This is a genomic window from Minwuia sp. (assembly GCF_048263705.1).
Classification (GTDB): Bacteria; Pseudomonadota; Alphaproteobacteria; order Minwuiales; family Minwuiaceae; genus Minwuia.
On record NZ_JBLXDV010000002.1, the window covers coordinates 99,367 to 117,647 of the forward strand.

General features: G+C 66.6%; 16 protein-coding genes. All 16 read left to right on the forward strand.

The window, feature by feature from the left end:
* The first annotated feature begins 39 nt into the window (after nt 1–39).
* The 16 genes from ACN0X7_RS02895 to ftsZ all read left to right on the forward strand — a co-directional run bounded on the left by ACN0X7_RS02895 (nt 40) and on the right by ftsZ (nt 18,246).
* A complete protein-coding gene (locus tag ACN0X7_RS02895) occupies nt 40–510 on the forward strand; it encodes a division/cell wall cluster transcriptional repressor MraZ (protein ID WP_417513925.1) in 471 nt (156 codons plus the stop codon).
* A complete protein-coding gene (rsmH, locus tag ACN0X7_RS02900; protein WP_417513927.1) occupies nt 507–1,475 on the forward strand; it encodes a 16S rRNA (cytosine(1402)-N(4))-methyltransferase RsmH in 969 nt (322 codons plus the stop codon). Before ACN0X7_RS02895 ends, rsmH begins: the two co-directional genes overlap by 4 nt.
* On the forward strand, nt 1,472–1,801 hold the full coding sequence (gene ftsL / locus ACN0X7_RS02905) for a cell division protein FtsL (protein WP_417513929.1): 330 nt from the start codon (nt 1,472–1,474) through the stop codon (nt 1,799–1,801). Before rsmH ends, ftsL begins: the two co-directional genes overlap by 4 nt.
* Nucleotides 1,798–3,564, forward strand: coding sequence for a peptidoglycan D,D-transpeptidase FtsI family protein (locus ACN0X7_RS02910; RefSeq protein ID WP_417513931.1), 1,767 nt, complete (start codon nt 1,798–1,800; stop codon nt 3,562–3,564). The genes ftsL and ACN0X7_RS02910 overlap by 4 nt, the downstream gene beginning before the upstream one ends.
* Complete coding sequence (locus ACN0X7_RS02915; RefSeq protein WP_417513933.1) at nt 3,551–4,981, forward strand: UDP-N-acetylmuramoyl-L-alanyl-D-glutamate--2,6-diaminopimelate ligase; 1,431 nt, start codon at nt 3,551–3,553, stop codon at nt 4,979–4,981. Before ACN0X7_RS02910 ends, ACN0X7_RS02915 begins: the two co-directional genes overlap by 14 nt.
* Nucleotides 4,978–6,408 carry a UDP-N-acetylmuramoyl-tripeptide--D-alanyl-D-alanine ligase gene (locus tag ACN0X7_RS02920; RefSeq protein ID WP_417513935.1) on the forward strand — a complete coding sequence of 477 codons (1,431 nt, stop codon included), beginning with the start codon at nt 4,978–4,980 and terminating at the stop codon, nt 6,406–6,408. Before ACN0X7_RS02915 ends, ACN0X7_RS02920 begins: the two co-directional genes overlap by 4 nt.
* A gap of 3 nt (nt 6,409–6,411) precedes the next feature.
* Nucleotides 6,412–7,500 (forward strand): phospho-N-acetylmuramoyl-pentapeptide-transferase, encoded by a 1,089-nt coding sequence (mraY, locus tag ACN0X7_RS02925; protein WP_417513937.1) that lies wholly within the window; start codon nt 6,412–6,414, stop codon nt 7,498–7,500.
* A 5-nt stretch (nt 7,501–7,505) separates the two neighbouring features.
* Nucleotides 7,506–8,876 carry a UDP-N-acetylmuramoyl-L-alanine--D-glutamate ligase gene (gene murD / locus ACN0X7_RS02930; RefSeq protein WP_417514660.1) on the forward strand — a complete coding sequence of 457 codons (1,371 nt, stop codon included), beginning with the start codon at nt 7,506–7,508 and terminating at the stop codon, nt 8,874–8,876.
* The gene (locus tag ACN0X7_RS02935) at nt 8,873–9,997 is read left to right on the forward strand and encodes an FtsW/RodA/SpoVE family cell cycle protein (protein WP_417513939.1); all 1,125 of its coding nucleotides are present in this window, start codon (nt 8,873–8,875) and stop codon (nt 9,995–9,997) included. Before murD ends, ACN0X7_RS02935 begins: the two co-directional genes overlap by 4 nt.
* Nucleotides 9,994–11,094 carry an undecaprenyldiphospho-muramoylpentapeptide beta-N-acetylglucosaminyltransferase gene (gene murG, locus ACN0X7_RS02940; protein ID WP_417513941.1) on the forward strand — a complete coding sequence of 367 codons (1,101 nt, stop codon included), beginning with the start codon at nt 9,994–9,996 and terminating at the stop codon, nt 11,092–11,094. The genes ACN0X7_RS02935 and murG overlap by 4 nt, the downstream gene beginning before the upstream one ends.
* The gene (gene murC, locus ACN0X7_RS02945; protein ID WP_417513943.1) at nt 11,091–12,515 is read left to right on the forward strand and encodes a UDP-N-acetylmuramate--L-alanine ligase; all 1,425 of its coding nucleotides are present in this window, start codon (nt 11,091–11,093) and stop codon (nt 12,513–12,515) included. Before murG ends, murC begins: the two co-directional genes overlap by 4 nt.
* 5 nt (nt 12,516–12,520) lie before the next feature.
* Nucleotides 12,521–13,450 carry a UDP-N-acetylmuramate dehydrogenase gene (murB, locus tag ACN0X7_RS02950; RefSeq protein WP_417513945.1) on the forward strand — a complete coding sequence of 310 codons (930 nt, stop codon included), beginning with the start codon at nt 12,521–12,523 and terminating at the stop codon, nt 13,448–13,450.
* Nucleotides 13,447–14,352, forward strand: coding sequence for a D-alanine--D-alanine ligase (locus ACN0X7_RS02955; RefSeq protein WP_417513947.1), 906 nt, complete (start codon nt 13,447–13,449; stop codon nt 14,350–14,352). The genes murB and ACN0X7_RS02955 overlap by 4 nt, the downstream gene beginning before the upstream one ends.
* Complete coding sequence (locus tag ACN0X7_RS02960) at nt 14,340–15,218, forward strand: cell division protein FtsQ/DivIB (RefSeq protein ID WP_417513948.1); 879 nt, start codon at nt 14,340–14,342, stop codon at nt 15,216–15,218. The genes ACN0X7_RS02955 and ACN0X7_RS02960 overlap by 13 nt, the downstream gene beginning before the upstream one ends.
* Before the next feature lie 3 nt (nt 15,219–15,221).
* Complete coding sequence (gene ftsA, locus ACN0X7_RS02965; protein ID WP_417513950.1) at nt 15,222–16,466, forward strand: cell division protein FtsA; 1,245 nt, start codon at nt 15,222–15,224, stop codon at nt 16,464–16,466.
* Nucleotides 16,467–16,614: 148 nt separating this feature from the next.
* Nucleotides 16,615–18,246, forward strand: a complete 1,632-nt coding sequence (gene ftsZ / locus ACN0X7_RS02970) for a cell division protein FtsZ (protein ID WP_417513952.1) — start codon at nt 16,615–16,617, stop codon at nt 18,244–18,246.
* The last annotated feature ends 35 nt before the right edge of the window (nt 18,247–18,281 follow it).

Below are 18,281 nucleotides of genomic sequence, written 5' to 3' on the forward strand. Positions count from 1 at the left end.
GTGACGCCCTTGTCCAGTGAGCGGAGATAACGCCGGGCTATGAAGATTTTCCTCGGCACGCACGTCCGGAAGATCGACCGGAATGGACGCGTTTCCATTCCGTCGAAGTTCCGCGTGTTGCTGGAATCTCAGGGCAGCTCGGATGTTCATGTGTTTCCGTCACGCCATGACGATGACGTTCTGGTCGGCTGTGGCGACGACCATCTGCTGAAGCTGCAGGAACGGTTGAGCCCGCAGGATCCCACCAGCGAGGCCTATGACGCCATCACCTATTCGATCTTCGGCGACGTCGAGACCTTCTCCATCGATGGCGACGGTCGTATCGTGCTGCCCCCCGCGCTGCGGGAGATCATGGGCGTCGACAAGGAAATCGCCTTCGTCGGGCGCGGCGAGCAGTTCTCGCTGATGCGGCCCGACCGCGTTGGCGGCAAGGTGGCCAAGTCTCGTGACATCTCCCGCGAAAAACACGAGGGCCTGCTGGCGCTCCCCGGCGGAGGGCCCCGTGAATGAGCACGCACGCACCGGTCATGGGCGCAGAGGTCGCCGATGCCCTTGATCTGAAGGCAGACGGCATCTACGCCGACTGCACCTTCGGACGCGGCGGCTATGCGCGCATCTGGCTGGAACGGACGTGCTGCAGGGTCTTCGGCATCGATCGCGACCCCGAAGCCATTGAGGCCGCGAACGCCATGGCGCGCGCTTATGACGGTCGGCTGATCCCGGTTCAGGGACGCTTCGGTGATATCGCCGACCTGATGCGCGCGCGCGACGCCGGACCGCTGGACGGGCTGGCCATGGATCTCGGCGTCTCCTCCCCGCAACTGGATCAGGCCGGTCGCGGCTTCAGCTTCATGCGCGACGGCCCGCTGGACATGCGCATGGGCGACAGCGGCGAGACGGCAGCGGACATCGTCAATGGCTGGGAAGCCGACCGGCTGGCCGACCTGTTCTATCACTATGGCGAGGAACGCCGCAGCCGCCGCATCGCCCGGGCCATCGGCGAGGAACGCACCGACAATCCGTTCGAGACGACACTGCATCTGGCGAGCGTGGTCGCGCGCGCCGCGCCGTCCGGCAACAGCCGCATTCATCCGGCCACCCGCGTCTTCCAGGCACTGCGCATCGCGGTGAACGACGAACTGGGCGAATTGCATCGCGGCCTGAGCGGTGCCGAGCAGGTGCTGGCCGCAGGAGGCCGTCTGGCCGTCGTCAGCTTCCACAGCCTGGAAGACCGGATCGTCAAACAGTTTCTCAGCCGGCGTTCCGGCGCTGAGCCGCAAGGGTCGCGCCATCGTCCGGAAACGCAGGCTGCGCACGCCCCGTCGTTCCGGCTGATCAAGCGCGGTGCCATCAAGCCCACGAAGGCCGAGGTCGACCGCAACCCGCGCGCGCGTTCGGCAAAGCTGCGTGTGGCCGAACGGCTCGACACCGCGCCATGGCCCTATCAGGCAAGCGATCTGGGGTGGGCGGCATGAACCTTTCCCTCACCATCATGTCCGCCCTGGTCGGCATCGCGGCAATCGGTGCCGTGTACGAGATCGAGGGCCGCCACGATGCCGCAACGGACGTCGCACGGGCGCTGGATCGCGAGATCGAGGCGACCGAACGGGACATCCATGTGCTGAAAGCCGAATGGAGCTACCAGACCCGGCCCGCACGGCTGCAGGAACTGGCCGAAAGCCTGCTGCCGCTCGCCCCGACGTCGCCGGATCGCATCATCGCGAACCCTGCCGCCCTGCAGACGGTGATCGAACGCATGGACGGCATCGTCGAAGCGAAATCGGCGGAGGCCCCGAAATGAGCCGAACGCTTTTCGATCCCAATCCCTCCGCCGAACTGACCGGCCGCGATCTGAAACGGCAGATGCCCACCGGCGATGCCACACGCGTCCGGCGGCGGCTGGGCATGCTGGCTTTCGCGTTTGCCATCGGCTTCACTGCGCTGTCGGTGCGCACGATCCAGCTTTCGCATCCGATGGACGCCATCGCGTCGATCAGCACGGCAACCGCGGCACCTGCGATGGTCAGCGCGACGCGGCAGCAACCGTTCTGGAGCAAGCGGGCGGCCATCACCGACCGGCGCGGCAACCTTCTGGCCGTGGACCTGCCGACACGCGCGCTGATGGTGCATCGCCGCCGCGTGAAGGATCCGGTGGCTCTGGCGGTCCGGCTGGCGGACGCGCTGGGCGAACGCACCCCGGACGCGATCGCGGAACGCCTCGCCGCCGGACGGTCGAGCGTCTTCCTGCGCCGCCGTCTGACGCCCGGGCAGGTCGCCGCACTGTATGAAGTGGGCGATCCGGCGCTGGAACTGCTGCCGACGGTGACGCGCAACTATCCGGCGGGTTCCCTGACAGCCCACATCGTGGGTTTTCTGGATGTTGAGCACCAGGGCCGCGCCGGTATCGAACGCGGTCTTCAGGAGAAACTGATCGGCGGCAATACGGACGCCGTCCAGCTTTCCGTCGATCTGGGCGTCCAGCATGTCGTCCGCAAGGAACTCCAGGCTTCCATCGATACTTTCTCGGCCATCGGCGGCGCAGCCATCGTGCTGGACGTCGACAATGGCGAGGTCGTTTCGCTGGTATCGCTTCCAGACTTCGACGCCAACCGCCGCGAAGCCGTGCGCGAGGATGCCTTCTTCAACCGCGCGACCTATGGCCGTTACGAGATGGGATCGACCTTCAAGGCGTTCACCACGGCGATGGCGCTGGAAATCGGGGATCGGCGCCTGACCGACGGCTATGACGCGACCCACCCGATCAAGTTCGGGCGCTTCACCATCCGCGACCATCACGCCAAGGCCCGCTGGATGACGGTCGCCGAGATCTTCAAGTATTCGTCGAACATCGGCGCGGCGAAGATGGCGGTCGACATCGGCACCGAGGCGCAGCAGCGCTTCCTGGGATCGCTCGGCCTGCTCGACCGTTCGCCCATCGAACTGAACGAGGTTGTCAGCCCGCAGCCGCCTGCACGCTGGCGCGAGCTGGAGACCATGACCATCGCCTTTGGACACGGACTCGCAGTCTCGCCCATGCAACTGGCGTCGGCGATGGCCGCGATGGTGAACGGCGGACGCTACGTCACACCTACCCTGCTGAAGCGCGGTCCGGACAATCCCGCCACCGAGCGCGAGATCATGTCGGAAGCGACGTCGGCCAGCCTGCGCAAGCTGCTGCGTCTGGTGGTCGCCGAAGGAACGGGCCGCAAGGCCCAGGCCCCCGGCTACGTCGTCGGCGGCAAGACGGGTACGGCGGAAAAAGCCATCGGGCGGGGCAAGGGTTATTCGCGCAAGCGGATGATCACGTCGTTCGCCGCCGCCTTCCCGATGCACGCCCCCCGGTATGTGGTCCTGGTGGTCCTCGACGAACCGAAGGGCACGAAGGAAACCTTTGGCTATGCGACGGCGGGCTGGACCGCCGCCCCGACGATCGGCCGGATCATTCCGGCCATCGCGCCCATTCTGGGGATCATGCCTGTCGCGACGGACGATGCCATGGTGGCCGAGACCCTCAGCTTGCCCGCCAACACCCAGCGGAGGGTCAGCAAGAATGAGACTCTCTGATCTGGCGGGCGACAAGGCGGGGGATGCGGGGGCAATCGATATCGCAGGTCTGACGGCAGACAGCCGCCAGGTCCAGCCGGGCTATCTGTTCGCCGCCCTGCCCGGCGTCACCCAGGACGGGGCCGCATTCGTCGATCAGGCAGTCGCGAACGGCGCCGCTGCCGTGCTCGCAGGCCAGCGCCTGGATGCCGGCGTTCCGGTCCTGACCGGCGACGATCCGCGGCTGTGTTTGGCCCGGATGGCCGCCCGCTTCTACCGTTCGCAGCCCGCGACCGTCGTTGCGGTAACCGGCACCAACGGCAAGTCCTCGATCGTCTGGTTCCTGCGCCAGATCTGGGCAGCCCTGAATCTCAACGCGGCCTGTATCGGTACGCTGGGCGTGACCACGCGCAACGGACATTATGCCGGCGGGCTGACCACACCCGATCCGGTAGCCCTGCATCAGCAGATCGCCGCGCTGGCCAACGACGGCGTGACGCATCTGGCACTGGAAGCGTCCAGTCACGGGCTGGCCCAGCGACGCATGGACGGCCTGGCGCTGAGCGCGGGGGCCTTCACCAACCTGACCCACGATCATCTCGACTATCACCCGACGGTCGATGACTATTTCGACGCGAAGGCGCGGCTTTTCACCGAACTGCTGCCCGAGGGCGCGCCGGCCGTCATCAACATCGATACCGACTTCGGCCGGAAACTGGTGGATCGGGCCGACGCGGTCGGGCTGAACGTAACAACCTACGGTCAGGACATTGCCGATTTCAGCTTCACGAGCGTTGCGGCTGACCTGAGCGGGCAGCGTGTCCGGCTCAACGCCATGGATCAGGCCTTCAGCATCGACCTGCCGCTGATCGGCGATTTCCAGGCCGAGAACGTCATCGCGGCGCTCGCGCTCGCCGTTTCGCTGGGCGCTGACATTCAAAGGGCCGTCACCGGTCTCGCCAAGATCAAGGGCGCGCCGGGACGCCTGCAATTGGCTGGCGGAGACGCCGAGACCGCCGCCTTCGTGGACTACGCCCATACGCCTGAGGCGCTGCGCTCCGCGATCTCGGCCCTCCGCCCGCACACGAAAGGCCGGATCATCACCGTCTTCGGCTGCGGTGGCGACCGCGACCGCGCGAAACGCCCGCTGATGGGCCGGATCGCTGCCGAACTGTCGGATGTCGCCATCGTCACCGACGACAATCCGCGCACCGAAGACGCCGCCGTCATCCGCGCCGAGATCATGGCCGCCTGCGAGAACGGCATCGAGATCGGCGACCGTCGCGACGCCATCTTCCACGCGGCGAGCCTGCTGAAAACCGGCGATGTCGCATTGATTGCCGGAAAGGGCCATGAATCGGGCCAGATTGTCGGCCACCAGACGCTTCCCTTTGACGACCTGTCCGTGACAGGCGCAGCCATGGAGAAGCGCACATGACCGACATCTGGACGGCACAGGAGGTGGTCGAGGCCACCGGCGGCACCGCAACCGGCACCTGGAGGGCGACGGGCGTGTCCATCGACAGCCGCACCGTCGAACCCGGCGACCTGTTCATCGCCATCGACGGCGACAATCAGGATGGCCACGCATGGGTCACGGATGCGCTGTCCAAGGGGGCCGTCGCAGCGCTGGTTCACAAGCCCGTCGACGGTGCCGACGCCGGGCGTCTGATCACGGTTCAGGACACGATGGTCGGGCTGGAGCGGCTGGGACATGCCGCCCGCGCCCGCACGTCGGCGAAAGTTATCGGCGTGACGGGTTCAGCAGGCAAGACCGGCTGCAAGGAAGCGATCCGCCACTGCCTGGAAGCCTGCGGCGCACGCGTGCACGCCTCACCGCGCAGCTACAACAATCACTGGGGCGTGCCGCTGACGCTCGCCCTGATGCCCCGCGATACCGAGTACGCGGTGCTTGAGATGGGCATGAACCACGCGGGCGAGATCGCGCACCTGACCGCGATGGCGCGACCGGACGTGGCGCTGATCACCACCATTGCGCCCGCCCACATGGCGGCGTTCGAGTCGCTGGACGGCATCGCCGACGCGAAGGCCGAGATCTTCCAGTCGATGGGCGGCGACACGACAGCCATCCTGCCGGCCGACCTGCCGCAGACCGGGCGGCTCGCCGCGTCGGCCCGAAACGCCGGTGTCGGTCGGCTGGTCACCTTCGGAACGGACGACCTGGCGACGGTCCGCCTGATCTGCGCGAAGGTGAAACCCGACCGGTCCTGCGTCCGCGCGATGATCAACGATGTCGAAGCCGCCTTCTGCATCGGGATGGCCGGCGAGCACTGGGTGCTGAACGCGCTTGGCGTGCTGGCCACAGTCCAGGCGGCGGGCGCCGATCTGGGACTGGCTGCCCCCTCCCTCGCACGGCTGCAGCCGCTGGACGGGCGCGGTGCGCGCACCGAGATCCGCGCCGGAGACGGCACGATCACGCTGATCGACGACAGCTACAACGCCAACCCGGCCAGCATGCGCGCGGCGCTTTCGGTGCTTGGCGCAGCGGATCCGGGACCGCGCGGCCGCCGGATTGCCGTGCTGGGCGACATGCTGGAACTGGGCGACGACAGCGCCGACATGCACGCGCGGCTGGCCGACGCCGTCATCGAATCGGGCGCGCGGATGGTCTTCCTCTGCGGCAGCGACATGCAGCATCTGGCATCCCGCCTGAACGGTCAGGTCGATATCCGGCACACCGCGACCTCCTCGGACCTCGCCACGCAGGTCACCCAGGCCGTCTGGCCCGGTGATGTGGTTCTGGTGAAGGGATCGCTGGGCAGCCGCATGGCGGTCATCGTCGACGCGCTGAAAGCGCTTGAAACAGCCGATATCAGTCCGGCTGCCGCGAACGGTCAGGGGTAAGAGATGCTGTACAACCTGCTCTTCCCGCTCGCCGACCAGTTCCAGGTCTTCAACCTGTTCCGGTACCTGACCTTCCGCACCGGCGGGTCTGTCATGACCGCGCTGATCGTCTGTTTCATCGTTGGGCCGCGCTTCATCCGCTGGCTGAAGTCCAAGCCGCGATACGCCCAGCCGATCCGCGATGATGGCCCCGCCAGCCACCTGCTGACCAAGCAGGGCACGCCCACGATGGGCGGGTTCCTGATCCTGTTCTCGGTGACCGTGGCGACGCTGCTGTGGGCGGACCTGACGAACCACTATGTCTGGATCGTGCTGTTCGTGACACTCAGCTTCGGCGCGATCGGTTTCGTCGACGACTACTCGAAGATTTCCGGCGGCACGCACAAGGGCATACCGGGCCGGACCCGGCTGATCATCGAATTCGCGGTCTGCCTGGCGGCGACGGTATGGCTGGCCGAGATATCCCCGGACAATCTGTCGAACAAGCTCGCCTTCCCGTTCGTGAAGAACTACCTGCTGGATCTCGGCCTGCTGTTCCTGCCGTTCGCCATGTTCGTCATCGTCGGCACGGCAAACGCCGTCAACCTGACCGACGGGCTGGACGGTCTGGCCATCGTGCCTGTGATGATCGCGTCCGGGGCCTTCGCGCTGATCGCCTATGTCACCGGCAACGCCATCTTCGCGGACTACCTGCAGATCAACAACGTGCCCGGTGCCGGTGAACTGGCGGTACTGACCGGCGCGCTGGTCGGTGCGGCGCTGGGTTTCCTGTGGTTCAACGCCCCGCCTGCCATGGTGTTCATGGGCGACACGGGCAGCCTGGCCCTGGGCGGTGCGCTGGGTGCCATCGCCGTTGTCGTGAAGCATGAGTTCGTGCTGGCCATCATCGGCGGACTGTTCGTGCTGGAGGCCGTGTCGGTGATCGTTCAGGTCGCCAGCTTCAAGCTGACCGGCAAGCGCGTCTTCAAGATGGCACCGCTGCACCATCACTACGAACAGAAGGGCTGGAAAGAGCCCACCATCGTGATCCGCTTCTGGATCATCTCCCTCATTCTCGCGCTGGTCGGTCTGGCCACGCTGAAGCTGAGGTGAGCGCGATGATTCCATTGGCCCCCTACAGGGACAGACGGCTGGCGGTGCTGGGCCTCGGCAAGAGCGGCGTCGCCACGGCGAAGGCGGCCATCGCCGGCGGCGTGGAAGTCCTGGCCTGGGACGACCGCCCCGAACGCCGCGCGGCCCTGCCCAACGTACCGATGCAGAATCCCGTCGAACTCGACTGGACGACGACGGATATCCTTGTGCCCGCGCCGGGTATTCCGCTGACCCATCCGCAGCCGCACCCGGCCATGGTCGCCGCACGGGCGGCCGGTGCGTCCATCGCGGGCGATGTGGAACTCTATGCCACTGCCTGCCCCGACAGCATCAAGGTCGGCGTGACCGGCACCAACGGCAAGTCGACCACGACCGCCCTGATCGCCCATGTCCTGCAAGCCAGCGGACGGGATGCCGTCGCCGCGGGCAACATCGGCCGGGCCGTGCTGGATCTGGATCCACCGAAAGCGGACACGGTGCATGTGCTGGAACTCTCGTCCTACCAGCTCGACCTGATCGACAGCTTCCATCCGCAGATCGGCGTGTTCCTGAACCTGACGCCGGATCATCTGGACCGGCATGGCGGGATGGACGGCTATATGGCCGCCAAGGAACGGCTGTTCGCCAACATGTCCGCGGGCGATACCGCCGTGATCGGGGTCGATGACCCCTACGGCAGTGGTCTCGCGGACCGGCTGGACACTGAAACCGGCATCACCGTCGTCCGGGTTTCGGTGGAGCGCGCCCTGCAGCAGGGCATCTATGCGCTGAAGGGTCATATCTTCGAGAACGGGCTGAGTGTCGTCGACCTGAAGGACGCACGCGCGCTTCCCGGCACCCACAACCACCAGAACGCCGCAGCCGCCTATGCGGTCTGCCGGGCATTGGGCTGCACGCCACCGCAGATCGCGGCGGCCCTGGGCAGCTTTCCGGGGCTGGCCCACCGCATCGAGCGGATCGGGGAAACCGGCGGCGTCACATTCTACAACGATTCCAAGGCCACCAACGCCGAGGCCGCAGCCCGTGCACTGGGCGCCTTCGAGCACATTCACTGGATCGCGGGCGGCAAGCCGAAGGACGGCGGGCTGGATGCGGTGATGCCCTTCATGAACCGGGTGCGTCATGCGTATCTGATCGGTGAGGCCATGGGTCCGTTCGCCCGCGCCCTGGACGGCATCGTCGAGACCAGCCGCTGCAACACGCTCGCCGCAGCCACCGAGGCCGCGTTCGATGCGGCACGCAGGGAAGGCACAGGCGTGGTTCTGCTGTCACCGGCCTGCGCCAGCTTTGACCAGTTCCCCAACTTCGAAGCCCGTGGCGATGCCTTCCGGGCCATCGCGGAATACATCATCGCGCGCGAAGGCGGTGCCTCATGATCGGGTTCGGACGCACGGACCGCTCCACGCTGGGGCGCTGGTGGTGGACCGTCGACCGGTTCACGCTGGTGGCCTTCGTCGTGCTGATCGGCATCGGCATCACCCTGACGCTGGCCGCCGGTCCGGCCACCGCGCATCGCAAGGGGCTGGAGACCTACTTCTTCGTGCAGCGCCAGCTGATCTTCCTGGCCCCTGCCCTGCTGGCGCTGGTCGGCCTGTCGATCCTGTCGGTCGCCCAGGTGCGCCGCCTCGCCATCATCGGTTTCGGGCTGGCCTTTGCAGCAACAATCGCAACGCTGTTCATCGGGGTCGATGTGAACGGTGCGTCGCGCTGGCTGCGGTTCGGCGGCCTGTCGGTCCAGCCGTCGGAATTCCTGAAACCGACCTTTGTCGTCATGACCGCATGGCTGATTTCCTCGGGCGGACGCGACAACGCCTCGCAGACCGGTGTGCTGGCATCGGCGATCCTGTGCGTTGCCATCGTGGGCACGCTGGCCATGCAACCCGACATCGGCATGTCGCTGGTGATCTCCTGCGTCTGGGCGGCCCAGTATTTCATCGCCGGCATGCCCCTGCTGCTGGTCTTCGGCATGTTCGTGCTGGGCGCGGGTGCCCTGTTCGCGGCCTACAGCATGTTCAGCCACGTCCGCGAGCGCTTCGACCGCTTCCTGGACCCGAGCGTCGAGAACTATCAGGTCGACCGCGCCATGGAAGCCTTCGAAGCGGGCGGGCTGACCGGCACGGGTCCGGGTCAGGGCGAGGTGAAATACCTGCTGCCGGACGGCCACACCGACTTCATCTTTGCCGTTGCGGCGGAAGAATTCGGCGCCATCGCCTGCGTGCTTGGTATCGCCCTTTTCGCCGTGATCGTCGTGCGCGGCCTGATGCGCATGCGGCGCGAGCAGGATCTGTTCGTGGTGCTGTGCTGTTCCGGTTTTCTGGCCCTGTTCGGACTGCAGGCGGCGGTGAACATCGGCGTCAATCTGAACCTGCTGCCGACCAAGGGCATGACCCTGCCGTTCATCAGCTATGGCGGCTCTTCGCTGCTCGCACTTTCGATCTCGGCGGGGTTCCTGCTGGCGCTGATGCGCCGCACGGGATCGGAGGCCGGATACCGATGAGCGCAGCCCGGACATATGTGCTGACGGCGGGCGGCACCGGCGGTCACCTGTTCCCGGCACAGGCGCTGGCGGAACAGCTGACCGCGCGCGGGCATCGGATCGTCCTGATGACCGACCGGCGCGGACAGGCCTACGCGGACCGCTTCCCCAACAGCGAGATCGTGACGGTTTCGTCCGGCTCTCCGTCGGGCGGTATCGCCAGCAAGCTGCGTGGCGCGGCGCAACTTACCCGCGGCGGATTTCAGGCTTTGAAACACTTGCGCACGATACAGCCCGCGACAGTGATCGGGTTCGGCGGCTATGCCAGTTTCCCGGCGCTCTGGGCAGCAGCGCGTCAGAAGCGCCCGGTCGTGCTGCACGAACAGAACGCCTATCTGGGGCGGGTCAACCGTGTCTTCGGCAAGGTGGCGTCGGCGGTCGCGCTCTCGTTTGACCGGACCCGCGCACTGGATAAGGCGCAGGGCAGCCGTATCGAGGTGACAGGCAATCCTGTGCGCCAGGCGGTGCTGGCCATCCGGCAGAACGCCTATGCCGAACCGGATCACACAGGCCCGATTCGGCTGCTGGTGTTCGGTGGCAGTCAGGGTGCGTCGATCTTTGCGTCAACGGTACCGGCGGCGATCGCAAACCTGCCGGAGAAACTGAAAAACCGCATCCACGTCACGCAGCAGGTCCGTGCCGAAGAACTGGAACCGGTGCGCGCGGCCTACGCCGAAGCGGGAGTCGATGTCGAACTGGCGAGCTTCTTCGACAACATGTCCGGCCTGCTGTCGGATGCGCATCTGATCCTGGCACGCGCGGGCGCATCGACGGTTGCCGAACTGGGCGTCGCGGGCCGGCCTTCGGTGCTGGTGCCCTACCCCTACGCCGCCGACGATCATCAGACGGCCAACGCGGAAGCGATGGCTTCGGCGGGCGCGGCCTGGGTGATCGCCAACGACAAGTTCGACGCGGCGACCTGCCAGCGCACGCTGGAAGCCCTGCTGGAAGACCCGGCCACCCTGTCGCGGATGGCCGGCAGCGCCTTCGCGCTGGGCCGTCCAGAGGCGGCGGCACGGCTGGCCGACCTTGTCGAAGAGATCGGAGCCGCTGCATGAGACAGATGCCCCTCGATATCGGCCCCATCCATTTCGTCGGCATTGGCGGCATCGGCATGAGCGGCATCGCCGAAGTCATGCACAATCTGGGCTATCAGGTGCAGGGCAGCGACATTGCGGCCAGCGCCAATGTGGAACGTCTGCGCGGTCTGGGCATCCACGTCGAGGTCGGGCACCGGGCGGAGAACGTCGGCGATGCGCAGGCCCTCGTGGTCTCGACCGCTGTGAAAGCCGACAATCCCGAAGTACGGGCCGCGCGGGAGCGTCTGGTGCCGGTCGTGCGGCGCGCCGAGATGCTGGCGGAACTGATGCGTCTGAAGTGGGCCGTTGCCGTCGGCGGCACCCATGGCAAGACGACCACGACATCCATGGTCGCCCAGTTGCTGGACCATGCCGGAATCGATCCGACCGTGATCAACGGCGGCATCATCAATGCCTATGGCACCAACGCCCGTCTGGGCGAAGGCGAATGGATGGTGGTCGAAGCCGATGAATCCGACGGCAGCTTCGTCAAGCTGCCCGCGACGGCGGCCATCGTTACCAACATGGATCCCGAACATCTGGATTTCTACGCCGACTTCGACGAAATCCGGGACGCCTTCCTGACGTTCGTCGAGAACCTGCCCTTCTATGGCGTGGCGGTGATGTGCATCGACCATCCCGAAGTGCAGTCCCTGATCGGGCAGGTCACCGACCGGCGGGTCATTTCCTACGGCTTCAGCCCGCAGGCGGACGTTCGCGCCATCAACCTGACCTTCGAAGGCGGCACGGCACAGTTCGACGTCACCTTCGAAGAGCGCCGAACGGGCGAGACCACGCGGATCGACGGCATGCGCCTGCCGATGCCCGGCCGCCACAATGTGCTGAACAGCCTCGCCGCAATCGCGATGGCGCGGGAGATCGGCGTCAGCGACGACAATATCCGCGAAGGGCTGGCCGGATTCGGCGGCGTGAAACGGCGGTTCACGAAGACTGGCGAGGCAGGCGGCATCACCGTCATCGACGATTACGGGCATCATCCGGTCGAGATCGAGGCGGTCCTGAGCGCCGCGCGCGAGGCCACCGAGGGGCAGGTGATCGCCGTGGTTCAGCCGCACCGGTATTCGCGTCTTGCCGCCCTGTTCCAGGATTTCTGCGCCTGTTTCAACAATGCCGACACCGTGATCGTGGCCGACGTGCATGCGGCGGGCGAAGAGCCCATCGACGGTATCGACCGCCTGGGCCTGGTCGAGGGATTGCAGGCCCATGGCCATCGCCGCGCCATCGCGCTGGAAAGTCCGGATGCTCTGGCCGGGACAGTTCTGCAGCATGCCGGGCCCGGCGACATGGTCGTCTGCCTGGGTGCGGGGTCGATCACGCAGTGGGCCAACGCCCTGCCGGAAGCCCTGCAGAAGATACTGACGGAACGGGGCGGAGCATGAATGCGATGACCGATATCCGACGCAGCGCCGGCCTGATCGATCGTCTGCCCCACGTACGCGGCAGCTACGAGGCCGATGCGCCAATGCGTGACCTGACCTGGTTCCGCGTGGGCGGCCCGGCCGAGGTGCTCTTCCGCCCGGCCGACATCGACGATCTGATGGCCTTCATGACCTATCGCCCGCAGGACGTTCCCGTCACCGTGATCGGGTCGGGCGCGAACCTGCTGGTGCGCGACGGCGGGATTCCGGGTGTCGTCATCCGCCTTGGCAGGGGTTTCAACAGGATCGTGCCGGATACGCACGGGCTGTGCGTCGGCGCCGGATGTTCAAACGTGAGCGTCGCCCTGCGCGCGAAGGATCATGGCTTTGCGGGATACGAGTTCCTGCGGGGCGTACCCGGCTCCATCGGTGGCGCGCTGCGCATGAACGCCGGCGCCTATGGCCAGGAGATGAGCCAGCTCGTCGTCGCCGCCCGCTGGATCGACCCGACGGGCCTGCTGCAGTGGTCGATCAACGAACAGCTCGACTTCGGATACAGGACATGTGGTCTGCCCGAGGACCATATCTTCGTCGAGGCCGTCCTGCTGGGCGCGGAGGGCGACCCGGCGCTGATCGCCGAACGCATGGACCGGATCAGTACCGAACGCACGACCAGTCAGCCGGTGAAGTCCAGCACGGGCGGATCAACCTTCGCCAACCCGGACGGGCACAAGGCCTGGGAACTGATCGACGCCGCAGGCTGTCGCGGGCTGGTGATCGGCGACGCGCAGATGTCCGAGCAGCACTGCAACTTCATGATCAACCGCGGCAGCGCAACCGCGCACGATCTCGAAACACTGGGAGAAACCGTCCGCAAGCGTGTACTGGCCCGTTCCGGCGTCGCCCTGCACTGGGAAATCAGACGCATCGGCATCGGCCCGGAGGTGACGGCATGACCCGCGTGGCCGTCATCATGGGCGGATGGTCCGCCGAGCGCGAGGTCTCGCTGGTGACGGGCGAAGCCTGCGCGCGGGCCCTGGAGAACTGCGGCTACGCGGTCGAGCGCGTCGATGTGGACCGCAGCCTCGCCCAGAGGCTGGCCGATGTGGCACCCGACGTGGTCTTCAACGCCCTGCATGGCCGGTTCGGCGAGGACGGGACCGTTCAGGGACTGCTGGAGATCATGGGCATCCCCTACACCCACTCGGGCGTTCTCGCCTCGTCGCTGGCCATGAACAAGCCGGAAGCGAAGGTGCTGTTCCGCGATGTCGGCATTCCGGTGCCCGATGGCGAGGTCATGACACGCAAGGCCCTGGCGGCCCGCACGGATTTCCAGCCGCCCATCGTCATCAAACCCTTCAACGAGGGCTCCTCGGTCGGCGTCGAGATCATTCTGGAAGACGACAACATCCGTCCGCTGGATTCCGGCAATGCCGACGAAAAGGTTCTGGTGGAACGCTACATTCCGGGACGCGAGATTCAGGTCGCCGTGCTGGGCGACCGTGCACTGGGCGCCATCGAGATCGTCTCGCCGGGCCGCTTCTACGATTACGAAGCCAAGTACGCACCGGGCGGATCGCGGCATGTGATGCCGGCACCGATGCCCGGGACGGACTACGACCTGGCACTGGAATACGCCCGGAAAGCCCATCAGGTCCTGGGGTGCCGCGGGCTGACCCGGGCCGACCTGAGATATGACGATACCGGCGAGGGTCCGGCATCGCTTTACCTGCTGGAAATCAACACGCAGCCCGGCATGACGCCGACGTCGCTGGCACCCGAGATCGCCGCCCATCAGGGCATCTCGTTCGAGGATCTCTGCCGGGAACTTGTGGAGGATGCATCATGCGATCGCTGAAGGCCGACGACGCGGACCGGGTCCTGGAATCGAAGAAACCCAGGTCGCGGAAGAAACCGTCGACGGAACGCACGATGCCGCGCCGCAATCGCCGCCGCCGGATGGCATGGGCGGGCGGCCTGATGGCCGTGCTGCTGGTCGGCGCGACAGGTGTCTACGGCTACTCCGACAACTGGCACGGCAAGACAGCCAAGGCCATCGATCGCGGGATCGATCAGGTGCATCGCGGCCTCGGTCTGGGCCTGGCCGAAGTCACCATCAGCGGGCGGCACCGCGCCGGACCCGAGGCCCTGCGCGCGATGCTGGACCTGCAACTGGGAGACCCGATCCTGCGCCTGGACCTGGACGATCTGCGGCAGCAGATCGAACAGAACGGCTGGGTCCGGCATGCGAGCATTTCGCGCCATCTGCCCGGTCGCCTGCATATCGCGATCAACGAACGCGAGCCCTTTGCGCGCTGGCAGCTCAACGGCAAGACCGCGCTGATCGACAGCGAAGGCGAGACGATCCTGCGCAATGTCGGCAGCCGCTATCAGCATCTGCCCCGTCTGGTCGGTCCGCAGGCCAATCTGCGCGCTGGCGAACTGTTCGACCTGCTGGAACGCTCACCCCGGCTGGCGGCGCAGGTCCGGACCGCCAGCCTGATACGGGAACGGCGCTGGGACATCGGGATGGAGAACGGTGTCACCATCCGGCTGCCCGAAACCGAGGCCGGTGACGCATGGGCCCAGTTCAACGAAGTGGACAGGCGCGACGGCCTGCTGGCCAAGCGGCTGAAGCTGATCGACCTGCGTGTGCCCGGTCGCGTCATCGTCCGTCTGAAGCCGCAGCCGGCCGCACCGGTCAACAGCGAAAGGGAAACCTGATCCATGGCATCCTCGCGTTCTCCCATCATTGCCGCGCTGGACGTCGGTTCGTCGAAGGTCGCATGTGCCGTGGCGACCCCGCACAATGGCGGTCACCGGATTCTGGGTGCCGCCACGAAGCGCGCCCACGGCCTGCGCAAGGGTGTCGTGACCGACATGGATGCCGCAGAGGCCGCGATTCGCGCCGCCGTCGACATCGCCGAGCGGATGGCCCAGACCGAGATCGACGAGGTGTTCGTTTCCCTGTCCGGCGGATTCCCGGCATCGCACACGGTGGGCGTGGAGATCACCGCCCCCGATCGCCCGATCGACGATCAGGATGTGCGCCGGCTGCTGCGGCAGGCGGGGGCCAAGTCCGAACCGGGCGAGCGGTCGGTGCTGCACGCCATCCCTGTCGGCTTCTCGCTGGACGGTGCCAGCGGCATCGGGGATCCGCGCGGCATGGTCGGCCGCCGTCTGGGTGTCGATGTCCACATCGCAACGGCGGCCAGCTTCGCCCAGCGCAATCTGGAAATGTGCGTCGGCAGGGCGCACCTGCGTCCCGCCGATCTGATCGCTGGCGCATACGCCGCGGGACTGGGCGCGCTCACCTGGGACGAGCGCGACCTGGGCACGGCGGTCGTGGATCTGGGCGCGGGCATCACCAAGATCGGCATGTTCCGGGATGGCAATCTGGTGCACGTGGAATCCGTGCCGATCGGCGGCGCGCACATCACCAACGACGTGGCACGCATTCTGGCCACCTCCATCGAGGCCGCGGAGCGCCTGAAAACCACCCGCGGCGGCGTCTTCGTCGGACCGCAGGATGACGACGAGACGATCCCTGTTCCCGCCATCGGCGACGGATGGACGGAAGCATCCAGCCAGATGCCGCTTTCGCTGCTGATCGGTGTGATCCGTCCGCGCGTCGAGGAAATCTTCGAGACGGTGCGGGAACGCATCGAATCCAGCGGTCATGCCGCGATGGCCGGCCGCAAGATCGTGCTGACCGGCGGCGGCAGCCTGCTGAGCGGCATTGACCGCCTGGCGCATGACATTCTGGACAAGCCGGTGCGTGTCGCCCGCCCCCTGAACGTCACCGGATTGCCCGAAGCCATGTCCAGCCCGGCCTATACCACGCTGGTCGGATGCCTGGCCTTCGCCGACCGTCGTCTGGAGGCGCGCGCGCAGCTTCATGCGGTCAGCGAATCGCAGCGGCGCGGCGGCGGCATTGCCCGCTTCGGCCGCTGGCTGCGGGAGAACTTCTGATGTCGGAACATCCGCGCCCCAACAGTTTCAACAGGCCCCGCAAGAGGGTCCGAACGGGAAAGGTGCCCCCGTCAAGCGCACCGCAGTCCGGCCAACCGGACCTACCCCCTGAAAACCTCTGTCGAGCAGACAAAAAGGAGGCCTCGACATGCCCATCAATCTGACCACACCGGATCTGAGCGAAACATTGCCTCGCATCGTCGTCTTCGGCGTCGGCGGCGCGGGCGGCAATGCCGTCAACAACATGATCGAATCCGAACTGCAAGGCGTGGAGTTCGTCGCAGCGAACACCGACGCCCAGGCGCTGACCAAGTCACGGGCACCGCGGCAGATTCAGCTCGGTGCCGGCCTGACCCAGGGTCTTGGCGCGGGCGCGCAGCCGGACATCGGCCGCCAAGCCGCCGAGGAAGCGCTGCCACAGCTGATGGAACATCTGGACGGCGCGCACATGTGCTTCATCACCGCCGGCATGGGCGGCGGCACCGGCACGGGTGCCGCTCCGGTGATCGCGCGCGCGGCCCGTGAAGCCGGCGTCCTGACCGTCGGCGTCGTGACCAAGCCGTTCCAGTTCGAAGGCAAGCGCCGCATGACCATCGCCGATGACGGCGTGATCGAGCTGCAGCAGAACGTGGACACGCTGATCGTCATTCCGAACCAGAACCTGTTCCGGGTCGCCAACGAGAAGACCACCTTCGCCGATGCCTTCAAGATCGCCGACGAGGTCCTGCATTCGGGCGTGCGCTCCATCACCGACCTGATGGTCGAACCCGGGCTGATCAATCTCGATTTCGCCGACGTTCGCACCGTCATGAACGAGATGGGCAAGGCCATGATGGGCACCGGCGAGGCCGAGGGCGAGGAACGCGCCCGCCGTGCGGCAGGCGACGCAATCGCCAATCCGCTGCTGGAAGATCTCACCCTGAAGTCCGCCCGCGGCGTGCTGATCAACGTGACCGGCGGCATGGATCTGACCCTGCACGAGGTCGACGAGGCCGCCAGCCTGATCCGCGAGGAGGTCGATGAGGACGCACACATCATCATCGGCTCCATTCTGGATCCCGAGCTGGACGGCAGGATGCGTGTTTCGGTGGTCGCCACCGGCATCGACGCCCTGGAAGCCCAGGCCGCCAAGCCGCAGTCCGGTTTCACGCCCCGCGTTGTCACCGCAAGCGAGCCCGCGCCCGCGCCGGCTTCGACGCCGTCGATGCCTCAGCCGGTCGCACCGCGCATGCCCTCGTTCGGCAGCACGCACGGCGCAACGGCCATGAAGCTGGACGCGCAGGAAGAGGTCGAGGCTGTCGAGATGGAGACGCAGCCCATGATCGACGATGTCGCCGAGGCTGCCATGCCGGAGGCCGCGCCAGAGACGGTTGAAAAGGAAACGGAAGCGAAGAGCGAATACCAGTTCCCGACTTTCCCGACCAACCGGAACGGTCCGCCCGCTTCGGCACCGGTGATTGCACCGGCGGCAAAGCCCTCGGGAGCGTCTGCGCCGACGCCCGAATACGGCACACGGGAGGCTGCCGAGGAGCCGAGGAAGGGCCGCTCGCTGTTCGACCGCCTGACGAAGCGGGCCGCCCGCGATCCGGAGGAGCCGCGCGCTGAATCGCGCCGCAGCCTGTTCGGCAATCGCGACAGCCAGCCGGAAGTACCGGCAGGCCGGAACGAACCGCAGATGGGTGCCCCACGTCTCGACCTGGACGAGCCGGAACAGCCGGCCCAGCGGACGGTCGACGACGACCTCGACATCCCCGCGTTTCTGCGGCGTCAAGCCAACTGAAGACCACCCCAAGGGCAATGTCCCGACAGGGTAAC